The following is a 24,381-nucleotide window of genomic DNA, read 5'->3' on the forward strand; positions in this document are numbered from 1 at the left end:
CGCGTCCGAGGACGCCCTGCGCACAACCACCATCAAATACAGGCATGGAAATACCTGTCTGACAGACACTTGTGCAGCTTTCAAATCCTCGGGCTACTAAACCCGATCACTGGGAATCAGTGACGGGGATCAAGTTACCGACGGGGGCAAAAGCGCACAAGCCGGCGGATTCTGGCGTAGTCGTAGGCAATGGCGCAAGGCGCTGTAGCTTTCAGGAAGTAACCTTAAACGCCGTTAAACAGAACCCCGAAATGACACCGCTTTCCTGGGCAAGCCCGCCTCACCGAGGCGCCAAGGGACTGTCCAGCACCCACTGCATTTTCTGAAAGGCTTTGCGCTCTCGTGCAACCGCCGCGTCCCATTCATCTCCGAACGCCTTGCCCGAACGGACCAGCTCCATGACCTGGGCCGTAGCGGCCTTCAGCTCCTCGCGCGCCTGACGCAGGTCTTCGTTGAATTTTTCAATTGTCATCCAGACACTCTGAAATGAATCGCCGGCCGCTCGCAGAGTCGAGAATCTTTTCGGCCATTATTGGCAATGATTCGACGCCGGTCATTGAGGTTCAACTAGAATTCTAGACTTGATCAGGCCGGTTGTAGCCGAGCGCCAAAAAACAAAAGTCATTGGAAAACAAGGGGCATCCAACCTTGAAAATTTCAACACTCTGCGCTACCGGGAGCCTGTTGGTTTCGACGGCTGCGTCTGCCACGGGAATTGTTCCGGTCCTGGACCTTGACTTCACACGGCCGGCTACCGAAACGCTGAAAAAACTCGGCATCAACGACGCGTGCATTATTACCGCCCCAAACCCCATCACGTTCACCTACTGCCGTGAAGGGTTGCCGACGCTGTGGAAATATCAGGCCCTGGATCTGGAGCAAGAGGCGGCGATCCTCAAAGGCGAGAAGATGCCCTCGGCCGATTACGGACGAATCACCGTCGTCGAAGCCGACAGCGTCGCGTGCCAGATAGACAAAACGCCGCCATCGGCCAAGCCGGCCACGACTCGCGGCGTTGCCCTCAGCGTGATCATGCTGTTTTTGTTGATCGGCTTGCGCTTCACCTTCCGGGCAATCAAGCGCGAGCAATATGCTCCCGCCGATAATGCGGGCTCGCCCCCGCAGCGATTGAGCGAAACCTTGCTGATCAAGGCGCTGGCCGCCTTGGGTGTCGCCGCTGCGGTGGCATTGATTTATTGCTTTTGGTGAGCCAAGCACCCGCTGCCATCGACCCAGGAAGATCGAAAACCAGGCACGAAGACCTGTGGGAGCGAGCAGGTCGGAACGCCGCACCGTCGCTCCCACATTCAGCCGGATTTGTCGCAAGTGTCTTGCGCCATTACTGGCTGACCACGATCTTCCCGATCATCTGCGGATGCAGCGCACAAAAATACTCGTACTCCCCCGGTGTGTTGAATACCCAGGAAAAGCTGTCATTGGTATCCAGTGCCCCTGAGCGAAACACCTTGTGGGTTTCCGCCACCGTGTGCGGAATCTGGTCATCATTCACCCACGTCACTTTGGTGCCCACGGCCACGTTCAAATCCTTGGGTCCGAACATGAACTCCTTGATGTCGATTTTCACCTCCTGAGCCCACACCGGCATCGACAGCAGCAGGCAGGCCACAGCCAACAATCGCTTTTTCATCCGAATGCCCTCCCCTTAAACCAAAGTTGAATCGATCAGCGCCAGCGGATGCTCGCCCTGCGTCGCCCGCACATCGGTCACCCCCAGGTAATTGCGCAGTTGATCGGCCGCCACCGTCATCGGCCCGGGCGACGGCGCTGCACCGGGTGCGGGTTGTGGATAAGCCGTACCGCGCGCGGTGTGGAAGGTGATGTTGCCTTCGACCTTCTGGATAACCTGATGGATGTGCCCGTTCAACACCGTTACCGATCCGTACTTGCGCAGCATGGCAATCGCCTGATCGCCATCCTCGGTGCCCCAGCCCCACGGCTGATAAATCGTCCACAACGGAATATGGGTGAACACCACGATGGGCGTGCTGGTGGTGACGGCGCGCAAGTCATCGGCCAGCCAGGCCAGTTGATCGGCGCCAAGGGTCGCTTCACGGCCGGCCTGGAAGTTGAAGACATTGACCAGCGCAATGAAATGCACGCCGTGGTCATCGAAGCTGTACCAGCCGTTGCCTTTGGTGCCCTTGCCGTAACGCTCGAGGTAAAGCTTGCCGCCGCCCTCGTCGAGGGTGTCGTGCTCGCCCGGCACGTAATGCACGGTGGACGGCAGGCCTTTGAGCAGTTGCGCGGCCGTGTCGAACTCTTCGGCCTTGGACAGGTGCGTGATGTCGCCGGTGTGCAGGATCAGCGACGGCCGTTTCGGCAACGCGATGACCTTGTCGATGGCCTCTTGCAAGGTCTTCGCCGGCTGCGGATTGGCTTCCTTGTTGAAGCCGATGTGCGAGTCACTGATCTGCACGAAGTGAAAGGTGCTGGCCAGCGCCTTGGGGTCGGAGACCGTGCCCGACTCATCCAGCGCAAAGGCCCGGGGGATACCGCCGCACAGCGCCCAGATCACCCCCGCCCCGGCCCAGGCCGAGCATTTGAGCAGTGTTCGACGGTCGGGACTCAGCGGGCCGTCGGTGCGTCGTGAGTGTTTTACTTGAATGTCCATCGGAATTCCCTCGCTGGCGAACTACAGTGATGTAGCTGACACGAGGTAAACCTGGCGGAGCGGGACTTTATTCCGGGTCGAAACAAATATTTTTTCCCGGGAATAAAACCCGACGCATCACAGTTGTAAGGGTGGGACAGTGCGGGAAACACTATGAAGCGATTTGAGGAACTGTTTGCGCCCCATCTGGACGCAGCCTACAACCTCGCGCGCTGGCTCACGGGCAACGACAGCGCCGCGCGCGATGTCGTGCAGGAAAGCGCCCTTCGTGCCTTCAGGTTTTTGCATCGCTTCGCTGATGGCAACGCCAAGGCCTGGTTCCTGACCATCGTGCGCAATGAAAGCTACACCTGGCTCAAGGCCTCGGCCGGGCACCAGTGGGTGTCCATCGGCGATGAACTGCCTGAAGACGACGCAGCGCTGAGCCATCGCGAGAGCCCGGAATTGCTGGCCATTCACATGGAAAATGCGGCACTGATCCAGCAAGCCTTGTGCGCCCTGCCGCCGGTGTTTCGGGAGGTGATTGTGCTGAAGGATCTTGAAGACATGCCCTACAAGGACATCGCCCTGGTGGTCGACATCCCCATCGGCACCGTGATGTCGAGGCTGGCGCGGGCTCGCGCCATGCTCAAGCTCGAACTACTGAAGTTGCATGATCATGAATGAACTCGACTGCAAGCCTTGCCAGACACTTATGCATGGCTATCTGGACCAGGAACTCGATCCGGCGACAACCGCGAAGGTGGCCGGGCATTTGGCCGGGTGCGCGGCGTGCGCGCGATTGCATGATCAGGCGAAGCTGCTGATGGTCAGCGTGAAACGCCAGGCACCGTATTATCCGGCGCCTGCATCGCTGCTCGACGGCGTGTTGGCCGCCGTTGCGCCCCGGACAAGTGTCGTCGAGCGTTGGCGCCAATGGTTCGCACCGGCCTTTTCAGCGGCAGCGCTGGCCCTGGCGGCGGTGCTTTTTGTGGCCATGCCCGGCGGTGAACAACCGTTGATGGATGAGGCGGTGTCGAGCCATGTTCGTTCGTTGATGGGGGAGCATTTGAACGATGTGGTGTCGTCTGACCGCCACACTGTGAAGCCCTGGTTTACCGGCAAACTCGACTTCTCGCCGCCGGTGTTCGATTACTCGGCGCAGGGTTTTCCATTGCTGGGTGGCCGGCTGGATTACCTGCAGCACCAGAACACGGCGGCACTCACTTATGGCCGGGCCAAACACATCATCAATGTCTTCATCTTGCCGACCACCGAGGCGGATAAACCGCCGAAAACCCAATCGATTCGTGGCTTCAACGTGGTCTCCTGGCAAGAGAATCACATGCGCTACGTGCTGGTCTCCGACGTCGAGAAAGGTGAGTTAGAGGCGTTCAGTCAACTGCTCAAGCACGGCGTTTGAAGAAACAGAAGTGGGTGGTCAGGGTCGTTAAGCGCGAAGATAGCGCCTAACTGATCGTTCCCACGCTCTGCGTGGTAATGCCTCCATGGACGCTCTGCGTCCACTGTGACGCAGAGCGTCACGGGCTGCATTCCCACGCAGAGCGTGGGAACGATCATCAGTGCTTGCGCAGCCACTCGATAAACAGCGCAAACAGTTCCGACTGCGATCCGATTTCCAATTTCAGATAAAGGTTCTTGCGGTGCATGCGCACCGTCTCCGGTGAGATGCTCATCTGGCTGGCCGTGGATTTTACCGAGTGCCCACGCAGCACCATGTGCGCCACTTCCCGCTCGCGCTCGGTCAGCAAGTCGCAGCCGAAATGTTCGAACGCAGACTGCACGCGCTGCTTGAGATCGTCGCGCCCGCCTTCACTGACGGCACTGTGCTGCAAGCCCCGACGCCCAAACTCGCTGATGAATTCGCGCACCAGCGGCTCGACCGCCCGTAACAGATTCAACTGTTCAGCCCGCAGACTTTCCCCGCCAAATCCTTGAAACAGGCTCACCGACACCTTGGTGTCATGGCCGGTATCGACAATATAAAAACTGTCTTCAGAACTCCCCGCCTTCAAGTAGTAAGTCTTGTAATACTCACTGTCGAAGAAGTTGTCCGGGGCGATTTCCTCCAGGTGATAAAACCCTTCAGCCAACCCCTGCTCGACGGCCAGGCAAAACGGGTCGAGCAAGTAGCCGCCGGAAAAATAACGGTCGATGATCGACTCCCGGTATTTTTCCGGTATGCCGCGTTGATACAACAACTGTGGCGGCCGGTCCTTGTGTTCCAGGCTGATCATCACCGACTCGATGGACACCAGGTGCCCGAAGGCCGACGCCAGGTGGCGCAGCGCATCGGGCTCATCGATGTGGGCGAACGCCTGGCGCATGTCGCCATGCCACTTATGCAAGGCGCCGAAGGGCAAGGCGATCAACGTGTCGTCGTTTGGTTTGCTCATGCCCCGCAGTCTAGCGGGTGAACCGGCCTCTGGTAACCGCCGTGTCAGCGCACTCATTGGCCGAAATACTGGCCGTTCTGCTCAAGCTCGGCCGCCACTTCAAGAATGCACACCCGCAGGATCTCGACGATTTCATCGACCTGCGCGCATGACAGGATCAGCGGCGGCGACATCACATTGAGGTGCATGATCGGCCGCACCAGCAGCCCTCGAGCCTGCGCCCGGGAATGAATCATCTCGCCGATGTTGATCTCATCGGCAAACAACGCCTTGGTGCATTTATCGGCGACAAACTCGACGCAGGCCATGAGCTTCTGGCAGCGCACATCACCCACCAACGGCAAATCGCGCAGCGTCGCCAAGCGCTGTTCCAGGTACGCGCCAACCACGTCGACGTGCGCCAACAGGTTTTCGCGCTCGATGATCTCGATATTTTTCAGCGCCGCCGTGCAGCACACCGGATGGCCGCTGTAGGTGAAGCCGTGGGTGAAGCAGCGGCCTGTGCCGGGCTCGGCGATCACCTTCCAGATCCGCTCGGAAAAGATACAGGCGCCCAACGGCAAATAGGCCGACGTCAGGCCTTTGGCCGTGGTGATGATGTCCGGCTGCACATCGAACACCTCCAGGGAAGAGAAGAACTTGCCGAGGCGCCCGAACGAGGTGACCACCTCATCGGCGACAAACAGAATGTCGTAGCGCTGGCAGACTTCCCACATGCGTTTCAGATAGCCCTTGGGCGGGATGATCACGCCACCGGAACCCATGATCGGCTCGGCAAAAAAGCCCGCGACCTTGTCTGCGCCGATGGACAGGATCTTGTCTTCAAACTCCTTGATCAGAAACTCGAGAAACTGCGCTTCATCCATGCCGTCCGGTGCCCGGTAAGGATTGGGGTTGGAGACGTGGTGAATCTTGTCGTTGGCGTAATCGAATTCCGGCACCCGGTCGGCGGCCTTGTTGCCGATCGACATCGTCAGCGTGGTGGAGCCGTGATACGCGTTGAAACGGGCAATGATGTGCTTCTTTTCGGGTTTGCCACGGCAGTTCTGATAGTACTGAATCAGCCGGTACGCAGTGTCCACCGCGGTGGAGCCGCCGGTGGTCAGGAACACGTGATCGAGGTCGCCCGGGGCCAGGCTGGCGAGTTTTTCGCACAACTGGATGGCGACGTTGTTGGACATGTCGGAGAACGGATTGGAGTACGCCAGTTGCCGCACCTGGTCGGCAATCGCCAGCGCCATTTCCTCGCGGCCCAGACCGATGTTCGTGCACCACATGCCGCCAACGGCGTCGAGAAAACGGTTGCCCTGCGCATCGAAAATATAGGCGCCGTCACCGGCCACAATGTTCAGCGAACCTTGCTCGGCGTGTTCGTCGAACATGTGATAGCCGTGCATGTAGTGGGCTTTATCGGCTTTGACCAACTGCGCGTTATCGACGCTCGACAGCACTTTCTGAGTAGGAGTAGCCATACACAAACCTCAAACCAAAGGGGTAAACGATCAAATTCCGCTCTTCACCGTGCTCCAGACCCGGGTCATGGCGCGCATCTCTTTCGCGTCCTGAGTCTTTTGCGGAAACAGCCGCTGGCGGGTTTCTTCATCGGGGTAGATCGCCGGGTTGTTGCGCACATCGGCCTGCACTAACGGCGTGGCGGCCGCGTTGCTGTTGGCGTAGTGAATGAAGTCCGTCACGTCCGCCATGACTTGTGGCTGCATCAAGTAATCGAGGAACTTGTGTGCGTTGCTCACGTGGGGCGCATCGGCGGGGATGTACATATTGTCGAACCAGATCAGCGAACCTTCCTTGGGTATGAAGTAGGCAAGCTTGATCTTCAACTTGGCTTCTTCGGCGCGGGCCATCGCCGTGGCGTAATCGCCGGACCAGGTCATCGCCATGCACACATCGCCATTAGGCAGGCTGGTCAGGTAGTTGACCGAATCGAACTTGCGAATGAAGGGCCGCACTGAAAGCAGCAAGTCCTGGGCGGCTTTAAGGTCCTCGGGAGTTGCGCTTCTGGGGTCGCGTCCCAGGTATTTCAGGGCCAGTGGAATGACTTCCGTGGGCGAATCGACCAGGGTCACGCCGCAATCGGCAAAACGCGAGACGATTTTCGGATCGAAGATCATCGCCAGCGAGCCAATCGGCGCGTCCGGCATGCGCTCCTTGATCTTGTCGACGTTGTAGGTGATGCCGTTGCTGCCCCAGGTATAAGGCGCGGAGTACAGCGTGCCGGCATCAAAACCCTGCAAGTCCTGCAAGACTTTCGGGTCGAGGTTGGTCCAGCCCGGCAGCAACTTTTTATCGAGTGGCTGGAACACTTTGGCTTTGATCAGCGGCGGCGCCAAAGAGGCATTCAACACCACCAGGTCATAGCCGGAGTGACCGGTCAGCAACTTGGCCTGTACCGTTTCATAGGCATCGAACGTGTCGTAAATCACCTTGATGCCGGTGGCTTTCTGAAAGTCGGCAATGGTTTTTTCGCCGATGTAATCGGCCCAGTTATAAAGCCGCAGCGTATTGCCGTCGTCCACTTCGGCGGCGTGAACGCCTACCGACAGCGGCACAAGTAACGCACCAAACATCCCCAAGAAGGCCTTGCGCATAGCAAATTCACCTTATCAAGCGAGTTCCGTTCTGGATGAGCGGATGAATCAACTATCGAGCGGTTCGGCAAACGGCACCATACCCCGAATGGGTGTGTGCGCCGGTTCGCGCCGCTTGTAATGTTCAGACATGGCAAAAAGCAGCAGTTTCGTTGACTCGTTTTGTCATAGATCCGGCACGGGTCGCGCGCTTAGAGTGCCCCATGCACCGATCACACAGGGCAAGCCAATGAACGACCTGATCAAACAAGAACGACACGAAGGCGTACTGACGCTCACCTTTGACCGCCCCGACAAACTCAACGCGCTGAACAACCGCATGTACACGCAGCTGGCCGACCTGTTGCTGGCCGCTGACGAAGACGACCAGACCAGCGTGATCATCGTCACCGGTGGCGCTTCGTGCTTTACCAGCGGCAACGATCTGGCGGATTTTCTCCAGCATCCACCGACCGATCTGGACAGCCCGGCGTTTCGCCTGATGCGCGTGGTCATCCACCTGCAAAAACCGTTGATTGCCGCTGTGTGCGGAGCGGCCATCGGGATTGGCACCACCTTGCTGCTGCATTGCGATCAGGTACTGGTCACGCGCAACGCCAAGCTGCGCATGCCATTCGTAAACCTGGGCCTGTGCCCGGAATTCGGCGCCAGCCTGCTGCTGCCACGCCTGCTCGGCCATGCCCGGGCGGCGCGCCTGTTGCTGTGGGGCGACAGCCTCGACGGTGCCGCTGCCGTTGCCTGTGGCTTGGCCAACGAATTGTTCGATGACGGGCAACAGTGCCTGGCGGCGGCTGAGCACATGGCCCGACGCCTGCTGGCGATGCCCCAGGAATCCTTGCGCCAGACCCGGCAATTGCTCAAACAGACGTCGATGCCGGAACTGCAAGCCACCATTCGTCAAGAAAACCTGCTGTTCATCAAGCGCCTGCAAAGCCCTGAAGCGCAGACAGCATTGAACGCCATACTTAATCGAAGTACAGATAAGAAATCACTCACAGGACAGCCGTCATGAACACCCCGGAAGTATTTGTTGTCAGCGCCGCACGCACCGCCATCGGCTCCTTTGGTGGCTCACTCAAGGATGTGCCACTGGCCGATCTGGCGACCACGGCCGTCAAGGCCGCCTTGCAACGCTCCGGCGTCGACCCGGCGCAGGTTGGCCATCTGGTGATGGGCAACGTGATCCCGACCGAAACCCGCGATGCCTATATCTCCCGAGTGGCGGCGATGAACGCCGGCCTGCCCAAGGAGACCCCCGCCTACAACGTCAACCGCCTCTGCGGTTCCGGCCTGCAAGCGATCATCAGCGCGGCCCAGACTTTGTTGCTCGGCGATGCCGAAATCGCCATCGGCGCCGGTGCCGAATCCATGAGTCGCGGTCCGTACCTGATGCCTTCGGCCCGTTGGGGCGCGCGCATGGGCAACGTCCAGGCCATCGATTACATGCTGGGCATCCTGCATGACCCGTTCCAGGCTATCCACATGGGCATCACCGCCGAGAACGTCGCCGAGCGCAACGGCATCACCCGCGAGATGCAGGACGCCCTGGCTCTGGAAGATCAAAAACGTGCCGCGTTCGCGATTGCCAATGGCTATTTCAGCGAGCAAATCGCGGCGGTCGAAATCCGCGGTCGCAAGGAAACCACCCTGTTCAACGTCGACGAGCATCCGCGTGCCACCTCCCTGGAACAGCTGGCGCAAATGAAGCCGGCGTTCAAGAAAGACGGTTCGGTCACGGCAGGTAACGCCTCAGGCCTGAACGACGGCGCCGCTGCGCTGGTCATGGCCACCGGCACGGCGGTTCAGGTCAATAACCTGCGTCCACTGGCTCGTTTGGTCAGCTATGCCCACGCCGGTGTCGAGCCGGAATTGATGGGGCTCGGCCCGATTCCCGCCACGCGCCTGGCGCTCAAACGCGCCGGCCTGACCGTGGCTGATCTGGACGTCATCGAAGCCAACATCGCCTTCGCCGCCCAGGCTTGCGCGGTCAGCCAGGAACTGGATCTGGACCCGGCCAAGGTCAACCCGAACGGTTCGGGCATTGCCCTGGGCCACCCGGTCGGCGCGACAGGCACGATCATCGCCACCAAAGCCATCCACGAACTGCACCGCATCAACGGCCGTTATGCGCTGGTGACCATGTGCATCGGCGGTGGCCAAGGGATTGCGGCGATTTTCGAACGGGTTTAAGCCACTACGCCGTTCCTCTGTAGGAGCTGTCGAGTAAAACGAGGCTGCGATCTTTTGATTTTGATCTTTTCCGGAACCGCCGAAGATCAAGATCAAAAGATCGCAGCCTCGTTGCACTCGACAGCTCCTACAACTACCGCTTACCTGACGATCGGCAGCAAAAACCAATTGCCACAAAATATTACCTGCGTCATATTACATGCGTAATAAACAGCCGATCTCCACAGGTAATCTTCCATGACCAGCATGCCCAGCCTCGAATCCGACCTTGCTGTCCCGGTGAGCCCAGCCAAGCCTCCCCTGCTCAAGCGCCTGATCCTGTTGACTGCCGCCCTCGCTGCCTTGGTGTTTGCCGGGGTGTATGCGACTCACTGGTGGACTGCCGGGCGTTTCATTGAGCAAACCGACGATGCCTATATCGGCGGCGACGTGACGGTGATCGGGCCAAAAGTCGCCGGGTATATCGAGGAAGTGCTGGTTACCGATAACCAGAAGGTCAAGGCCGGCGGTGTGTTGATCCGCCTTGATTCGCGCGACTACCGCGCCAACCTGGCCAAGGCCGAAGGCGCGGTGGCTGCCGAAGAAGCGCTGCTGGCCAACCTCGACGCCACTGAACAACTGCAACAGGCCGTAATCGGTCAGGCTCGTGCCGGTATAGATGCCGCCGGTGCCGAAACCGCGCGTTCCCGGGATGACGATGCGCGCTACAAAAAACTGGTCGGCAGCAATGCGGTCTCGGTGGAAAGCGCTCAACGGGCCAGCGCCACCTTCAAGACCGCGCAGGCGCTCAGTGCCCGGGCTCAGGCAGAGCTGTTGGCCGCACAGCGTCAGCTCAACGTGATTGAAACCCAGAAACAACAAGCTCGCGCCGCGCTGGTGCAGGCTCGGGCCGAGCGTGATCTGGCGCAGTTGAACGTCGGCTACACCGAACTCAAGGCCCCTGTTGATGGCGTGGTCGGCAATCGCCGGGCGCGGGTCGGTGCGTATGCGCAGGCCGGTTCACAGTTGCTGTCGGTGGTGCCGTCCAGTGGTCTGTGGGTTGATGCCAACTTCAAGGAAGATCAACTGGCACGCATGACCCCGGGCCAACGGGTGATCATTCATGCCGACGTGCTTTCAGGACAGCAATTCCACGGTCATCTGGACAGTCTCGCACCGGCCAGCGGCTCTCAGTTCAGCGTGCTGCCACCGGAAAATGCCACCGGCAACTTCACTAAAATCGTTCAGCGCGTGCCGGTCAGAATCATCCTCGATCCAGCGGATGGCGTGCTGGGCCACCTGCGTCCGGGGCTGTCGGTAACCGCTGAAGTGGACACCCGTGAGGATCCGCAAACTTCTGCCGTGGCCAGCGCACCATGAGCCGCGCCCTCGCCGCCCCCGCGCAACCGTTCAATGCCGCCAGCATGGCGACAGCGACCAAGGTCTTTGCCTTCGCCACGATGTGCATCGGCATGTTCATTGCGCTGCTGGACATCCAGATCGTCTCCGCCTCATTGCGTGACATCGGCGGTGGTCTCTCGGCCGGCACTGACGAAACGGCGTGGGTGCAGACCAGTTACCTGATCGCTGAAATCATCGTGATTCCACTGTCGGGCTGGCTGTCGCGGGTGTTCTCCACACGTTGGTTGTTCTGCGCTTCCGCTGTGGGCTTTACCTTGGCCAGCCTGCTCTGCGGCGCGGCCTGGAACATCCAGAGCATGATCGCCTTCCGCGCCTTGCAAGGTTTTCTCGGCGGCTCGATGATCCCGCTGGTGTTCACCACCGCGTTCTTTTTCTTCACCGGCAAGCAACGGGTGGTTGCCGCCGCGACCATCGGCGCGGTGGCCTCGCTGGCGCCGACTTTGGGGCCGGTGATCGGTGGCTGGATCACCGACATTTCGTCCTGGCACTGGCTGTTCTACATCAATCTGGTGCCGGGAATTTTCGTCGCGGTGGCGGTGCCGATGCTGGTGAAAATCGACCAGCCGGAACTCTCCCTGCTCAAGGGCGCCGACTACCTGAGCATGCTGTTTATGGCGCTGTTTCTTGGCTGCCTGGAATACACCCTCGAAGAGGGCCCGCGCTGGAACTGGTTCAGCGACAGCACGATCCTGACCACGGCATGGATCAGCGGCATCGCGGGACTGGCGTTCATTGCCCGGACCTTGCAGGTGGCCAATCCAATCGTCGATTTGCGCGCCTTGAAGGACCGCAACTTTGCGCTCGGTTGTTTCTTCTCGTTCGTCACCGGGATCGGCCTGTTCGCCACCATTTACCTCACGCCACTGTTTCTCGGCCGGGTGCGTGGCTACAGCGCGCTGGACATTGGCCTGGCGGTTTTCTCCACCGGGGTGTTCCAGATCATGGCGATTCCGTTGTACGCCTTTCTGGCCAACCGCATCGATCTGCGCTGGATCATGATGACCGGTCTTGGTCTGTTCGCGTTATCGATGTGGGATTTCAGCCCGATCACCCATGACTGGGGGGCCAGAGAATTGATGTTACCGCAAGCCTTTCGCGGGATTGCCCAGCAACTGGCGGTGCCACCCGCCGTGACGCTGACCCTGGGTGGGCTGGCGCCGTCGCGGCTCAAACATGCTTCGGGGTTGTTCAACCTGATGCGCAACCTGGGGGGAGCGATTGGCATTGCAGCCTGTGCGACGATCCTTAACGACCGCACCAACCTGCATTTCACCCGGTTGGCGGAACACCTGAACAGCACCAACGAAGCGCTGAATCAGTGGCTGTCCCAGGTCGGCAACAACTTCGCCAACCTGGGCCAGAGCGGCGACACCGGCGTCACCGCCAGCCTGCATCAGCTATGGCTGCTGACCTACCGCGAAGCGCAGACGCAAACCTATGGCGATGCGTTTTTGATGATCATGGTCTGCTTCATCATCGCCACGGCGATGGTGCCCTTGATGCGCAAGGTGCAACCACCAGCCGCGCCGTCAGCAGACGCTCATTGATCAGGCTTGAGGCATTTTGCGGAAACCAACGGCCAGGCGATTCCAGGCGTTGATGGTGGTGATGGCTACGGTCAGGTCGACCATTTCCTTTGGGCTGAATTCCGATACGGCCAACTCATAGTCTTCATCCGGCGCATGGGTCTGGCTCAGCAGGGTCAGGGACTCGGTCCAGGCCAGGGCCGCACGTTCACGCGGGGTGAAGAAAGGCGTTTCACGCCAGGCCGACAGCGTGTACAGGCGGCGTTCTTCTTCACCACCCTTGCGGGCATCGGCGCTGTGCATATCGAGGCAGAACGCGCAGCCGTTGATTTGCGAGGTACGCAGCTTGACCAGTTCGATCAGGGTCTTTTCCAGCGGCAGCTTCGATACCGCGGTTTCCAGTGCGATCATCGCTTTGAGCGCGTCGGGGGAAGCGGTGTAGAAATCGATACGAGGTTTCATGGTGGACTCCAATGACAAGTGGGGGTGGAGCTAAGTTAATCCCGCCCGCGCCACTCACAAATAGCCAATATTCCAGAAGAGGAGGAGGCCACTCACCAGCGAACCCTAGGCTCGATTGCGCAACCACTGCAAAAACCCCTTCTTCTGCACCACCGCAGGCGTTTCCTGCGTCAAGCTTTGTGCCTTGTTCAAACGGAATTCCAGCAACGCCTTCATCGCTTCGTTGATGTCATGCCGCGCGTCCAGGCACGGCTTGAGGTAGTCCTTTTCGATCCGGTACAGGCTGCAAGCGGTCTTGGCGCTGAAATCTGCCGGCATCGCCGTATCCGACAAAATCCCGCCCTCGCCGATCACCTCGCCCGGCCCCATCCGCCCGGACTCGAACTTGACCCCGTTACGACTCAGCTCTACCGAGACCACGCCGGATTCGATGATGAACAGGTGATCGCTGACCTCCCCCGCCGGCAGGATCATTTCACCGGCGCGGAAGGTTTGCCGCTTCATGTTCTGACTGAAGGTTTCTTTCTCTTCCAGGCGCAGGGTCGAGAAGATGCTCGAGCTGTCCAGCAACGCCCGTGGCCGCGAAAGGTCGGACGGCACGTTGGTTTCGACGGTCGACAACAGGCTGACTCCGGACGCCTGCAAATGTCGGTAAGCCAGATCGAACAACAGATTGCGGACCATGCGTTTCTGATCCATTGAGACCACGAAGCCGCTGATTTCATATTCCACGCCGCTGGGACTGGAGCTTTTCAATGCGACGCAGGGTGCCGGTTTGTTCAGCAGATATCGGCACCCTTGCATCGCCCGTTCCAGCGCCTCGATCACCGTATGCGGGCGCGCATGCGGGCTCAGTTGCAGGCTGATCGAGACGCCGAAGATATCGCTGGGCCGGCTGAAATTGATGATCTTGGCCTTGGCCGCCAGCGAGTTGGGAATCACCGCCATGCTGCCTTGGGAGGTTTGCAGGCGCGTGGCGCGCCAGTCGATATCGATGACCCGGCCCTCGGTGCCGTCGATGGAGATCCAGTCATCGAGTTGATAGGGTTTGGTGGTGTTGAGGACGATCCCGGAGAACACGTCGCTGAGGGTGCTTTGCAACGCCAGGCCGACGACGATCGCCAAGGCGCCGGAGGTGGCGAGCACGCCCTTGACCGGCAGTTCGAGCACGTAGGCCAGGGCGGCGATGACGGCGATCAGGAAGATCACCGCGCCGAGCAGGTCTTGCAGCAAGCGTCCGGTGTGCCCGACCCGTTGCATCATCAACGCACCGATCAGCACCGTCAGCGTGCGCGCACCGAACAGCCACCAGCCGATCTGCAAACCGGTGGCCGCCAGGTGCAGCGGCACGTTGTCGGCCCAGGGTGCCGGCTCCAGCGGGTTCAAGCCTTCGTTGAACAGCAGGAGACTGAACAGCGAGAAAATCACCAGCCGTACGACCAGTTTCCAGTTGCTGCCGCTGGCTGTGATCAAGCGCCATAACCCCAGATCGATCACGATCAGAATGAGGGCGCAAATCAACGGGTGGTCGGTAAGCAATGACAGCATCGAACAACTCCAGCCATGTACGGATGGGCACAGTGTAGGAGTAATTGCAGATCCGTTAACACCACAAAAAAATGTGGGAGCGAGGGTGATCGCAATTGCGCTCTGACAGTCACTGGATCGGTGGCTGTCCTGGCGCAATCGCGAGCAGGCTCGCTCCCACAGGGGATGCGTGTCGTCAGCCTTTATTGGCTATTGGTGAGGGTGTTATAGCGGGTCATCAGGTTGCGGTAGTCCGGGATCAAATCAACCGCTCATCCGACCGAACCGGCCCGACTGAAAGTCGGCAAACGCCTGGTGGATTTCCTGCTCGCTGTTCATCACAAACGGGCCGTGACCCACAATCGGCTCGTCAATCGGCTCGCCGCTGAGCAGCAACACCACGGCATCGTCGTTGGCTTCCAGACTCAGCTGATGCCCGTTGCGTTCGAACAACGCCAGTTGCCCTTGACGCACCAGCTCCTGGCCGTTGACCTGAACCGTGCCACGCAACACAACAAGTGCCGTGTTACGACCTTCATGCAGATCGAGGGTCAACAACTTGCCGCCGTTGAGGCGCAGGTCCCAGACATCGACCGGGGTGAACGTGCGTGCCGGGCCGGTATGACCGTCGAACTCGCCGGCGATCAAACGCAGGCTGCCGGCGTTGTCCTTGAGCGGCAGGCTCGGAATGTCGCCATCGAGAATCGTCTGATAACCGGCATCGGCCATTTTGTCCTTGGCCGGCAGGTTGACCCACAGCTGGACCATTTCCAGGGTTCCGCCACTTTTGGCGAAGCCTTCAGAGTGGAACTCCTCATGAATGATCCCCGACGCGGCAGTCATCCATTGCACATCGCCCGGACCAATCTTGCCGCCGCTGCCGGTTGAATCGCGGTGTTCCAGCTCGCCTTTGTAGACGATGGTCACGGTTTCGAAACCGCGGTGCGGGTGCTGGCCGACGCCACGACGTTCGGTGGTCGGGGTGAATTCAGCAGGACCTGCATGGTCGAGCAGCAAGAACGGGCTGATGTGTTTGCCCAGGTTGTCGTAGGAAAACAGCGTGCGAACCGGGAAGCCGTCGCCGACCCAATGGGTCCGCGGACTGGTGTAGATACCGATGATGTTTTTCATCCTGCCTCCAAATTCGTTGTTTGACGCGATGGACACAGCTTAAAACCGAACCCATTAACGCACTAGACAGCAAAAATCGGCTTAAGCGTTCTATCTGGAGAACGATGGCACCAGACCAGACACCTCCAATCACCCGAAACACCCAGCGATTCATGACTTGCGGTCAACAGTGCTTTGCCCAACCAGCGGTTTTTCCCGGGGCGGCGGCCGGGGATACTCCTGCCCATTCTCACTGCAACCCCTGGAGTCATTGATGTCTATTCCCGCATTCGGTCTTGGTACCTTTCGCTTGCAAGGCCAGGTGGTCATCGATTCGGTGAGCACCGGCCTGGCGCTGGGTTACCGGGCCATCGACACCGCGCAAATCTACGAGAACGAAGCCGAGGTCGGCGTGGCCATCGCTGCCAGCGGCATCCCTCGTGAAGAGTTGTTCATCACCAGCAAAATCTGGGTCGCCAACTTTGCCAAGGACCGGCTGATCGACAGCCTCAAGGAAAGCCTGCGCAAACTGCAAACCGACTACCTGGACCTGACGCTGATCCACTGGCCGTCCCCGGAAGATCAAGTGCCGGTCGAAGAATTCATGGGCGCTTTGCTTGAAGCGAAACGACTGGGTCTGACCCGTCAGATCGGCGTGTCCAACTTCACCATCGACTTGATGAAACAGGCCGTCGCCGCCGTCGGTGTCGACAACATCGCCACCAACCAGATCGAATTGCACCCGTACCTGCAAAACCGCAAGGTCGTCGAATTTGCGCAAAGCCAGGGCATCCAGATCACCTCATACATGACCCTGGCCTACGGCGAAGTGCTCAAAGACCCGGTCATTCAACAGATCGCCGAGCGCCTTCAGGCCACCCCGGCCCAAGTCACGCTGGCCTGGGCCATGCAACTGGGTTATGCGGTGATCCCCTCTTCGACCAAACGCACAAACCTGCAAAGCAATCTGCAAGCCTGCGGCCTGACGTTGAGCGAGGCCGACATGGCGTTGATCGCAGGTCTTGATCGCAGCCAGCGATTGACCAGCCCCAAAGGCATCGCGCCGCACTGGGATTAAGCGTCAGCCCTGCTCCAGGCTCTGATCGAGACGTTGCATGGCACGCTGCAACCGATCGACGGCTTCGTTGATCAACGCTGCGCTGGCCAAGGCGCAGGCACGCTCCAGTTGCTCGCACGCTTCGATCAGATGCCGGGCGCCGACGATGCGCGCACCGCCCTTGATACGGTGCGCGAGGTCTTTCAACGCTGGAAGATTATCGTTGGCCTGCGCGTGTAGCAGATTCTCGCGGTCCTCGCGGTTGGACTCCGCCAGCTTGCGTAACAATCGATCGATCTGCGTGCGGTCAGCACCGATGTAGGATTCCAGCCCGCTCAAGTCGATTTCCGACGCCGAGGGGCGTGCGCTCGATGTCTCGACAAACCGCTCGGCAAGCCACCTGTCCAGGTCCGCCAGCCGGATCGGCTTGAACAGGCAGTCGTCCATCCCCGCTTCAAGGCAACGGACTTTTTCTTCAGGTTGGGCATTGGCGGTGAAGCCCAGAATCAGTGTGCGCGGCACGCCTTGAGCACGTTCTTCATCACGGATCGCGCCGGTCAATTCATAACCGCTCAACTGCGGCATATTGCAGTCGGTGATGACCACATCAAAGGCGTGGGTTCGCCACAGCTCGAGTGCCTGTTCCCCGTCCTTGGCCTCCATCACGCGATGCCCGAGATAAACGAGTTGGCTGGAAAGCAATTGCCGATTGGCCGGGTAATCGTCCACCACCAGAATCGTCAGCAGACGTGTGTTTATTTGTATCGCGCGATCCTCTGATTCGCAGGCCGGCAACGGTTTCAAGGCAACCGGCGACAAACTGATCTCGACCTCAGAACCCCGCCCCAGGACGCTACGCAGCGTCAGTCGCCCGCCCATCATTTCGCACAGCGTGCGACTGATGACCAGCCCCAGCCCCGAACCTTTGCAACCCGACGGCTGAAGGCTGCCAACCTGAACGAAGGGACTGAACAAGCGCTGTTGATCAGCGTTGCTGATGCCAATGCCGCTGTCCTTTATGCGCATGTCGAGCGTCAGATGCCCCGACAAACCAGGCACCACTCGCAGCGTCAAACTCACCTCGCCTTCACGGGTAAACTTGATCGCGTTGCTCAACAGGTTGGACAGCACCTGCTTCAAGCGCGTGGGATCGATCAGCACATCACGGTCACTGGCGGGGTCCAGATCGACCCGCCATAACAAATTTTTCTCCCGGGCCAGCCCTTCGAACACCCGGCAGACCGACGTCACCAATGCGTGAAGATTGACCCGTTCGGGCGTCAGCGACAAATGCCCGGACTCGATGCGTGCGATGTCGAGGATATCGCCGATCAACGCCAGCAACTGCTGTGCTGCGGTCGACGCGACGTCAATGGAAAAACGGTCGACGACGCCCTCTTGCGCGTGTTTGTCGGCCATTTCAAGCATGCCGAGCAGGGCATTCATCGGAGTGCGGATTTCATGACTCATGGTCGCCAGGAAGGTGGTTTTTGCCCGATTGGCATCGTCGGCCGCGTCCTTGGCCTCCTGCAATTGCTGCAACCATTGTTGTCGCTGACGGATCTGCCGACGCTGCCAGGCGATCCACCCCAGCGCCAGCAGCAACGCAGCCCCTGCCGCAGCAAACGCCTGCAAAATACTTTGGCGGTGACGCAGCCAGTAGCTGTCTTCGACCACCACATCATTGCTCCAGCGGGCCACCAGCGTGTCCATTTCCTCGGGCGAAATGCTCAGCAATGCCTTGTTCAGAATCGACTGCAACTCGCGTGCATCCGGACCGGTGGCCAAGCTGATGCGCGCCGGTTCAACGCCCACGGTACTGCTGATTTGTAAGCGACCCTGGTAATACCGGGCAATCAGGTAGCGGGTCATGAACAACGAGCTGAGCGCAGCATCGGCCTGCCCTTTGTTGACCAGATCCAGGCCCTCGGCCGGACTTTGCACATCCACCATCCGCACGCCGGGGACGCGAGTATGAATAAAAGCGCGCAGCGGATGACTGTGATAAATCGCCAGGCGTTTGCCGCTCAGATCCTCCAGCCTCTTGGGGCTACCCGGGGCGACCATACTCGCCAAGGCATACGGGGTGACCATATAGGCTCTGGTGAAGTGCAGTTTGGCTATGCCTTCGGTCGTGGGGATGATGGCGGGCAAGACGTCGACCTCGCCGGTCCTGAGTCGCTGGACCTGCTGGTCCAGGGATTGGCCGCGCAGCACGTTGAAGTTCAAACCGCTGCGCTGACTGATCAGCGTCAGTAATTGCGCCGTCAACCCGCTGAATCGCCCCTCGGCATCGTAGAACGTCAACGGCGCAAAGTTTTCGACCACGCCCACGTTCACCTTCGGGTGCCGATCCAGCCAACGCTGCTCACTCTCACTCAGACTCACTCGCTGCTGACCCATGACCTTCGCCTGGCCGGCGCTCCAGCGTTGTTCGATGAGCGAGCGCTGATCCATCGGGATCGCCGCCAATGCCTTGTCGATGACGCCCTTGAGCGCCAGGTTGTCCCGCGCCAATGCGAAGCCGAACGGATTGGCGTCAAGGCCGGACGGTGCCACCAGGTGTATGTAATTGAGGTAGTTGTTGTTGATCAGGTAATTGGCGCTGATGAGGTCACCGAGGTAGACGTCATCCTGCCCATACGCCACCGCCCCGAGCGCATCGAGCGCTGACGGATACCGATGCAGGCCCGCCTCGGGATAGAACGATTCAACGGTTTGCGCCTGCAGATAGTCATCGGCCATGGCAATGCGCTTTCCCGCCAGGTCCTCGGGCAGGTGCTCATCCAGCCGGGTGACCAGCATGGGCTGATCTTCTGCGTAGGCACTGGACAGGATCAGGTCGGGGTCGGCCGCTTCGAAGTTGTTCGAGGTGCCGAGCAGATCCAGCTCGCCGTACTTGAGCGCCTCCATGGCCGCTTCACGCGTGACATAGCGCAGCACCTCGATTTGCACGTTCAGCAGTTGTGCCACCAGCGCGGCATAATCGGCGGTGATGCCTTCGAGTTCATCGTGATTGCGCGTCACCTCGAACGGAGGGTAGTCCGGCCCGGTCACCCCAAGGCGCAACACCCGCTTGTCGCGCAGCCATTGCCGGTCCTTTTCATCCAGCGTGACCTGGTAGCCCTCTGCGGTCGAACGCCCCAGCAAGTGCAGTTGCATGGGCTCGTCAGCGATGGTGACCGACGCCGGGGTCACGAGGCAAAACATCAGAAACAGCAGCAGAAAACGCACGGTCGGCGCACTCAGATCAGGTGATTGCGTATGGCGAAGTCGCGCAGATGCACCGCCGAGTTCAGCCGCAGTTTCTCGATCAGACGGGTCTTGTAGGTGCTGACCGTCTTGTGGCTCAAGTGCATGAGTTCGGCAATTTCCTTGTTTTTAACCCCCCGGGCCAGGTATTGCAGGATGGTCAACTCTCGGTTGGAAAGATTGTCGATCATCTGTCTTTCGCTGTGTTGCACCGTATCCAGAGACCCGGCGGATAGTTGCGTGAAATAGGTATACCCAGAAATAACTGCTTGCACGGCTTTGTGCAGCTGTCCCAAGTTGTTGGTCTTGGAGACATACGCCAAAGCCCCGGCGCGCATGCAGCGTTCCTGAAAGAACAGCGGATCCAGGGAAGTGAATACCAGCACCACACACTTCCATTGGTTGCCTTTGATGCGCTCCAGCACATCCAGCCCGTTTCCGCCGGGCATGACCAGATCGAGGATGACCAGATCGACTGGATGCTCACGCAATATCGACAACGCTTCGCCAACGCTGGCCGCTTCAAGAATCAGCTTGAAACCTTCCTGCTCGAGTACAAGCCTGACTGCAGCGCGAACCACCGGATGATCGTCGACAATCAGCACTGACTTCATGGCAACTCCCTGCGCAAAGACTCGACGAATGCCCGCCTGACAAAGACGGGGCAGACGCAACGGCTGCGCCAAGACTCTTGCATGGGCGACTGCAGGAATCTACCTGTCAGAAATGACAGTGGCGACGAACGGTAATAGCGACTCAACCGACAGTCTGCGCAGATCGCACGCTCAGCCAAGGGTATTGGTCTTCGCTCAGCGGCGGATCAATCATCGACATCAGCCGCTGGATACACGTCAGATCAGGCAAAGGTGCGTGGCTCACCTGAACCCTCTGTGGTCCATCCGCCGGAGTCGGTGGCAAATGCGACCGCTGACCGTCGAAAATCAGTGCGTTGCGCACCTGCCGGTTATCGAGGAAGTAGCCGAGCACATCCAGTTCGCCGCAGACCAGCGAGGCATTGACGACCACCAGATCGAACGGCTCGCAACCGTACTCGACCAGGCACAGCATGGGCGCAAGGCCTTGCACCGGCGCCACCCGGTAATAGCCGAGCTGGTTGAACAGCCGTTCGATTTTCATCCGGTGGAAATGCTGCTCGTCGGCGATCAGGATACGCAGCGCTTTGTTCGGCATCGTAGCCTCCCTGGATATGGCGGATGTTGGAGGCGCAGGAGGCTACGGGAGATGCACGAAGGTTTCTGTAGGACTTTTCCTAAAAGTCCGTGGCCACCGCCGTTACTGCCAGCCGAACCGACGAATGTAGAACCCCTTCACCGCCTGGGTCAGCCCCATGTAAGCCAGCAGAATCACCGGCAGGAACACGAAGTACAGCGACGGCAGTGCCTGCAGTTTGAAGTAATGCGCCAGCGGCCCCATCGGCAGGAAAATGCCCACCGCCATAATGACCCCGGTCATCACCAGCAGCGGCGTGGCTGCGCGGCTTTGCAGGAACGGGATTTTCGGCGTGCGGATCATGTGCACGATCAACGTCTGGGTCAGCAACCCGACCACGAACCAGCCGGACTGGAACAGGGTCTGGTGATCCGGGGTGTTGGCGTCGAACACGTACCACATCAAGGCAAACGTGGTGATGTCGAAGATCGAACTGATCGGGCCGAAAAACAGCATGAAGCGCCCGACGTCCGCCGGCTGCCAGCGTTGTGGTTGCTTGAGCATTTCGTCATCGACGTTATCGAACGGGATGGCGATTTGCGAAATATCGTAGAGCAGGTTTTGCACCAGCAGGTGCATCGGCAGCATTGGCAGGAACGGAATGAACGCGCTGGCCACCAACACCGAGAACACGTTGCCGAAGTTGGAACTGGCGGTCATCTTGATGTACTTGAGCATGTTGGCGAAGGTCCGGCGCCCTTCCAGCACGCCCTCCTCCAGTACCATCAGGCTCTTTTCCAGCAGGATGATGTCCGCCGCTTCCTTGGCGATGTCCACGGCGCTGTCCACCGAAATGCCTATGTCGGCGGTGCGCAGGGCCGGGGCGTCGTTGATGCCGTCACCCATGAAACCGACCACATGACCGTTGCCCTTGAGCAGGCGCACGATACGTTCCTTGTGTGACGGCGTGAGTTTGGCGAAAACGTTGGTGGTCTCGACCGCCACCGCCAACTCTGCATCGCTCATGCGCTCGATGTCGTTGCCCATCAGCAGGCCTTGTTGCTCCAGGCCGACTTCGCGGCAGATCTTGGCAGTCACCAGTTCGTTATCGCCGGTCAGCACTTTGACCGCCACGCCGTGAGCAGCCAGGGCCTTGAGCGCCGGCGCGGTGCTTTCTTTGGGCGGATCAAGGAACGCTACATAACCAATCAGCGTCAGTGCCTGTTCATCCGCCAGGCTGTAAGTCTCCCCACCTTCGATCATCGACCGCGCGGCCACGGCCACCACCCGCAAACCCTCGGCGTTGAACGCAGCAGTGACCTGACGAATGCGTGCCAGCAGTTCATCGGTCAGTGCTTCGTCGGCTTCGCCATGGCGTACCCGGGTGCACACCGCCAGCACTTCTTCCACCGCACCTTTGCAGATCAGCAGGTGCGGTTGATTACGCTCGGCGACCACCACCGACATGCGCCGACGGGTGAAGTCGAACGGAATTTCATCGACCTTGTGAAACGCGGTGCCGACTTTCAGCTCACGGTGGATTTCCACGTGTTCGAGCACCGCCACGTCCAGCAGGTTTTTCAGGCCGGTCTGGTAGTAGCTGTTGAGGTACGCCATTTCCAGCACGTCATCGGAGTCGTTGCCCCAGACATCGACGTTACGCGCCAGAAAGATCTTGTCCTGAGTCAGGGTGCCGGTCTTGTCGGTGCATAGCACGTCCATGGCACCGAAGTTCTGGATCGCGTCGAGGCGTTTGACGATGACCTTTTTGCGCGACAGAAACACCGCGCCCTTGGCCAGGGTCGAGGTCACGATCATCGGCAGCATTTCCGGGGTCAGGCCCACGGCAATCGACAGCGCGAACAGCAGCGCTTCGGTCCAGTCACCCTTGGTGAAGCCGTTGATGAACAGCACCAGCGGCGCCATGACGAACATGAAGCGAATCAGCAACCAGCTGACTTTGTTGACCCCGGTCTGGAAGGAAGTCGGTGCGCGATCCGTGGCGCCGACCCGTTGCGCCAGGGCGCCGAAATAGGTGTTGTTGCCGGTGGTCAGAATCACCGCGATGGCCGTGCCGGATACCACGTTGGTGCCCATGAACAGAATGTTGTCCAGGTCCAGTGGATTGTGCGTGTCACCGTTCTGCTGGTGACGGAATTTTTCCACCGGCATCGATTCACCGGTCATCGCCGCCTGGCTGACGAACAGGTCCTTGGCGCTGAGCACCCGGCAATCGGCAGGAATCATGTCGCCGGCCGACAAGACAATCAGATCCCCCGGGACCAATAGCTTGATTGGCACTTCGCTGCGCAACGCATCCCGGCGCAGCACCGTGGCGGTGTTGCTGACCATCGCCTTGAGGGCGTCGGCGGCCTGGTTGGATTTGGTTTCCTGCCAGAAGCGCAACAAGGTCGAGAGCACCACCATCGAGAAAATCACGATGGCGGCCTTCATGTCCTCGGTCAGCCAGGAGATGACCGCCAGCAAGGTCAGCAGCAGGTTGAACGGGTTTTTGTAGCAGTGCCACAAATGGGTCCACCACGGCAGCGGTTGCTCGTGCTCGACCTCGTTGAGGCCGAACTGCTCGCGCAGGGTGTCGGCTTCGAGTTCGCTCAAGCCGTCGGTGTGGCTACCGAGGTTGTTCAGCAGTTGGCCTGTGTCGCTGTTGGCGGCGCCGACCAGGGTTTGGGCGAGCGTCGGCGGCACTTCACGGCTGACAGGCAGGTCGGTGAAGGTTTCCAGCAGCGCCAGGCGACGGAAGTGCCGGGCGATGTGGCGGGTGCGCAAGAATCCGGCGAAGAATTCTTTGAGCAGGGTCAGGTTCATGGCAGTTCCCCCAGGGTCGGCCAGGAAACCGTCGAGCAGGCGTGTCAAGTCGCTGCGATGTCGACGGCAAAGTCGATCACCACACACGGTTCAGCATCGATGAGAGGGGCATCGGGACGCAGGCCAGGACTGGCTGCGATCGGGAGGCCGCTGCTCGCTATCAGGCGAGACAACGGCACACAGGTGGCGCGTTATCTTGCCGGGAAGGTGCCGGTTATCGAAACCG

General features: G+C 59.6%; 21 protein-coding genes. 8 read left to right on the top strand and 13 right to left on the bottom strand.

Annotated features, from left to right (window positions below):
• Positions 1–280: 280 nt before the first annotated feature.
• Positions 281–472, bottom strand: coding sequence for a hypothetical protein (locus tag HNR03_RS29300; RefSeq protein ID WP_222587763.1), 192 nt, complete (start codon positions 470–472; stop codon positions 281–283).
• Between the two features lie 176 nt (positions 473–648).
• Between HNR03_RS29300 and HNR03_RS29305 the strand changes: the two genes are divergently transcribed.
• Complete coding sequence (locus tag HNR03_RS29305; RefSeq protein ID WP_259157561.1) at positions 649–1,209, top strand: hypothetical protein; 561 nt, start codon at positions 649–651, stop codon at positions 1,207–1,209.
• A gap of 130 nt (positions 1,210–1,339) precedes the next feature.
• On the opposite strand, the gene HNR03_RS29310 is transcribed toward HNR03_RS29305, so the two are convergent.
• Positions 1,340–1,648 (bottom strand): cupredoxin family copper-binding protein, encoded by a 309-nt coding sequence (locus HNR03_RS29310; protein ID WP_090186128.1) that lies wholly within the window; start codon positions 1,646–1,648, stop codon positions 1,340–1,342.
• 15 nt (positions 1,649–1,663) lie between these two features.
• Entirely contained in the window at positions 1,664–2,632 is a 969-nt protein-coding gene (locus HNR03_RS29315; RefSeq protein WP_259157562.1) for a metallophosphoesterase, read from the bottom strand.
• A gap of 153 nt (positions 2,633–2,785) precedes the next feature.
• Here HNR03_RS29315 and HNR03_RS29320 point away from each other — a divergent pair, with 153 nt between their 5' ends.
• A complete protein-coding gene (locus HNR03_RS29320) occupies positions 2,786–3,298 on the top strand; it encodes a sigma-70 family RNA polymerase sigma factor (protein WP_222587766.1) in 513 nt (170 codons plus the stop codon).
• Complete coding sequence (locus HNR03_RS29325; RefSeq protein ID WP_259157563.1) at positions 3,291–4,034, top strand: anti-sigma factor; 744 nt, start codon at positions 3,291–3,293, stop codon at positions 4,032–4,034. The genes HNR03_RS29320 and HNR03_RS29325 overlap by 8 nt, the downstream gene beginning before the upstream one ends.
• A gap of 157 nt (positions 4,035–4,191) precedes the next feature.
• On the opposite strand, the gene HNR03_RS29330 is transcribed toward HNR03_RS29325, so the two are convergent.
• The 3 genes from HNR03_RS29330 to HNR03_RS29340 are packed head-to-tail and all read right to left on the bottom strand — an operon-like array spanning position 4,192 to position 7,634.
• Positions 4,192–5,085, bottom strand: coding sequence for a LuxR family transcriptional regulator (locus HNR03_RS29330; protein ID WP_259157564.1), 894 nt, complete (start codon positions 5,083–5,085; stop codon positions 4,192–4,194).
• Positions 5,082–6,500, bottom strand: a complete 1,419-nt coding sequence (locus HNR03_RS29335) for an aminotransferase (RefSeq protein ID WP_259157565.1) — start codon at positions 6,498–6,500, stop codon at positions 5,082–5,084. Before HNR03_RS29335 ends, HNR03_RS29330 begins: the two co-directional genes overlap by 4 nt.
• A gap of 30 nt (positions 6,501–6,530) precedes the next feature.
• Positions 6,531–7,634, bottom strand: coding sequence for a polyamine ABC transporter substrate-binding protein (locus HNR03_RS29340; RefSeq protein ID WP_405046096.1), 1,104 nt, complete (start codon positions 7,632–7,634; stop codon positions 6,531–6,533).
• Positions 7,635–7,863: 229 nt separating this feature from the next.
• On the opposite strand from HNR03_RS29340, the gene HNR03_RS29345 reads away from it, so the two are divergent.
• From HNR03_RS29345 to HNR03_RS29360, 4 genes are all read left to right on the top strand, one after another.
• Entirely contained in the window at positions 7,864–8,646 is a 783-nt protein-coding gene (locus tag HNR03_RS29345; RefSeq protein WP_222587771.1) for an enoyl-CoA hydratase, read from the top strand.
• Positions 8,643–9,824, top strand: a complete 1,182-nt coding sequence (locus HNR03_RS29350) for an acetyl-CoA C-acyltransferase family protein (protein WP_259157566.1) — start codon at positions 8,643–8,645, stop codon at positions 9,822–9,824. The genes HNR03_RS29345 and HNR03_RS29350 overlap by 4 nt, the downstream gene beginning before the upstream one ends.
• 237 nt (positions 9,825–10,061) lie before the next feature.
• On the top strand, positions 10,062–11,183 hold the full coding sequence (locus HNR03_RS29355) for an HlyD family secretion protein (RefSeq protein ID WP_259157567.1): 1,122 nt from the start codon (positions 10,062–10,064) through the stop codon (positions 11,181–11,183).
• A complete protein-coding gene (locus HNR03_RS29360) occupies positions 11,180–12,772 on the top strand; it encodes a DHA2 family efflux MFS transporter permease subunit (protein ID WP_259157568.1) in 1,593 nt (530 codons plus the stop codon). Before HNR03_RS29355 ends, HNR03_RS29360 begins: the two co-directional genes overlap by 4 nt.
• On the opposite strand, the gene HNR03_RS29365 is transcribed toward HNR03_RS29360, so the two are convergent.
• From HNR03_RS29365 to HNR03_RS29375, 3 genes are all read right to left on the bottom strand, one after another.
• Positions 12,773–13,213, bottom strand: a complete 441-nt coding sequence (locus tag HNR03_RS29365) for a carboxymuconolactone decarboxylase family protein (RefSeq protein WP_090186164.1) — start codon at positions 13,211–13,213, stop codon at positions 12,773–12,775.
• A gap of 105 nt (positions 13,214–13,318) precedes the next feature.
• The gene (locus HNR03_RS29370; protein ID WP_222587777.1) at positions 13,319–14,761 is read right to left on the bottom strand and encodes a mechanosensitive ion channel domain-containing protein; all 1,443 of its coding nucleotides are present in this window, start codon (positions 14,759–14,761) and stop codon (positions 13,319–13,321) included.
• 243 nt (positions 14,762–15,004) lie between these two features.
• Positions 15,005–15,871 (bottom strand): pirin family protein, encoded by an 867-nt coding sequence (locus HNR03_RS29375; protein ID WP_222587778.1) that lies wholly within the window; start codon positions 15,869–15,871, stop codon positions 15,005–15,007.
• Between the two features lie 253 nt (positions 15,872–16,124).
• On the opposite strand from HNR03_RS29375, the gene dkgB reads away from it, so the two are divergent.
• Complete coding sequence (gene dkgB / locus HNR03_RS29380; protein ID WP_259157569.1) at positions 16,125–16,928, top strand: 2,5-didehydrogluconate reductase DkgB; 804 nt, start codon at positions 16,125–16,127, stop codon at positions 16,926–16,928.
• A gap of 3 nt (positions 16,929–16,931) precedes the next feature.
• Here the strand turns inward: dkgB and HNR03_RS29385 are convergent, their stop codons facing one another.
• From HNR03_RS29385 to mgtA, 4 genes are all read right to left on the bottom strand, one after another.
• Positions 16,932–20,117, bottom strand: coding sequence for a response regulator (locus tag HNR03_RS29385; RefSeq protein WP_259157591.1), 3,186 nt, complete (start codon positions 20,115–20,117; stop codon positions 16,932–16,934).
• A gap of 35 nt (positions 20,118–20,152) precedes the next feature.
• Positions 20,153–20,773, bottom strand: coding sequence for a response regulator transcription factor (locus HNR03_RS29390; protein WP_259157570.1), 621 nt, complete (start codon positions 20,771–20,773; stop codon positions 20,153–20,155).
• Positions 20,774–20,915: 142 nt separating this feature from the next.
• Positions 20,916–21,350 carry a response regulator gene (locus HNR03_RS29395; RefSeq protein WP_259157571.1) on the bottom strand — a complete coding sequence of 145 codons (435 nt, stop codon included), beginning with the start codon at positions 21,348–21,350 and terminating at the stop codon, positions 20,916–20,918.
• 102 nt (positions 21,351–21,452) lie between these two features.
• Positions 21,453–24,155: a magnesium-translocating P-type ATPase gene (gene mgtA, locus HNR03_RS29400; RefSeq protein ID WP_259157572.1), complete on the bottom strand. Its 2,703-nt coding sequence runs from the start codon at positions 24,153–24,155 to the stop codon at positions 21,453–21,455.
• Positions 24,156–24,381: the final 226 nt, after the last annotated feature.

Source organism: Pseudomonas sp. JAI111, from assembly GCF_024809425.1.
Taxonomy (GTDB): domain Bacteria; phylum Pseudomonadota; class Gammaproteobacteria; order Pseudomonadales; family Pseudomonadaceae; genus Aquipseudomonas.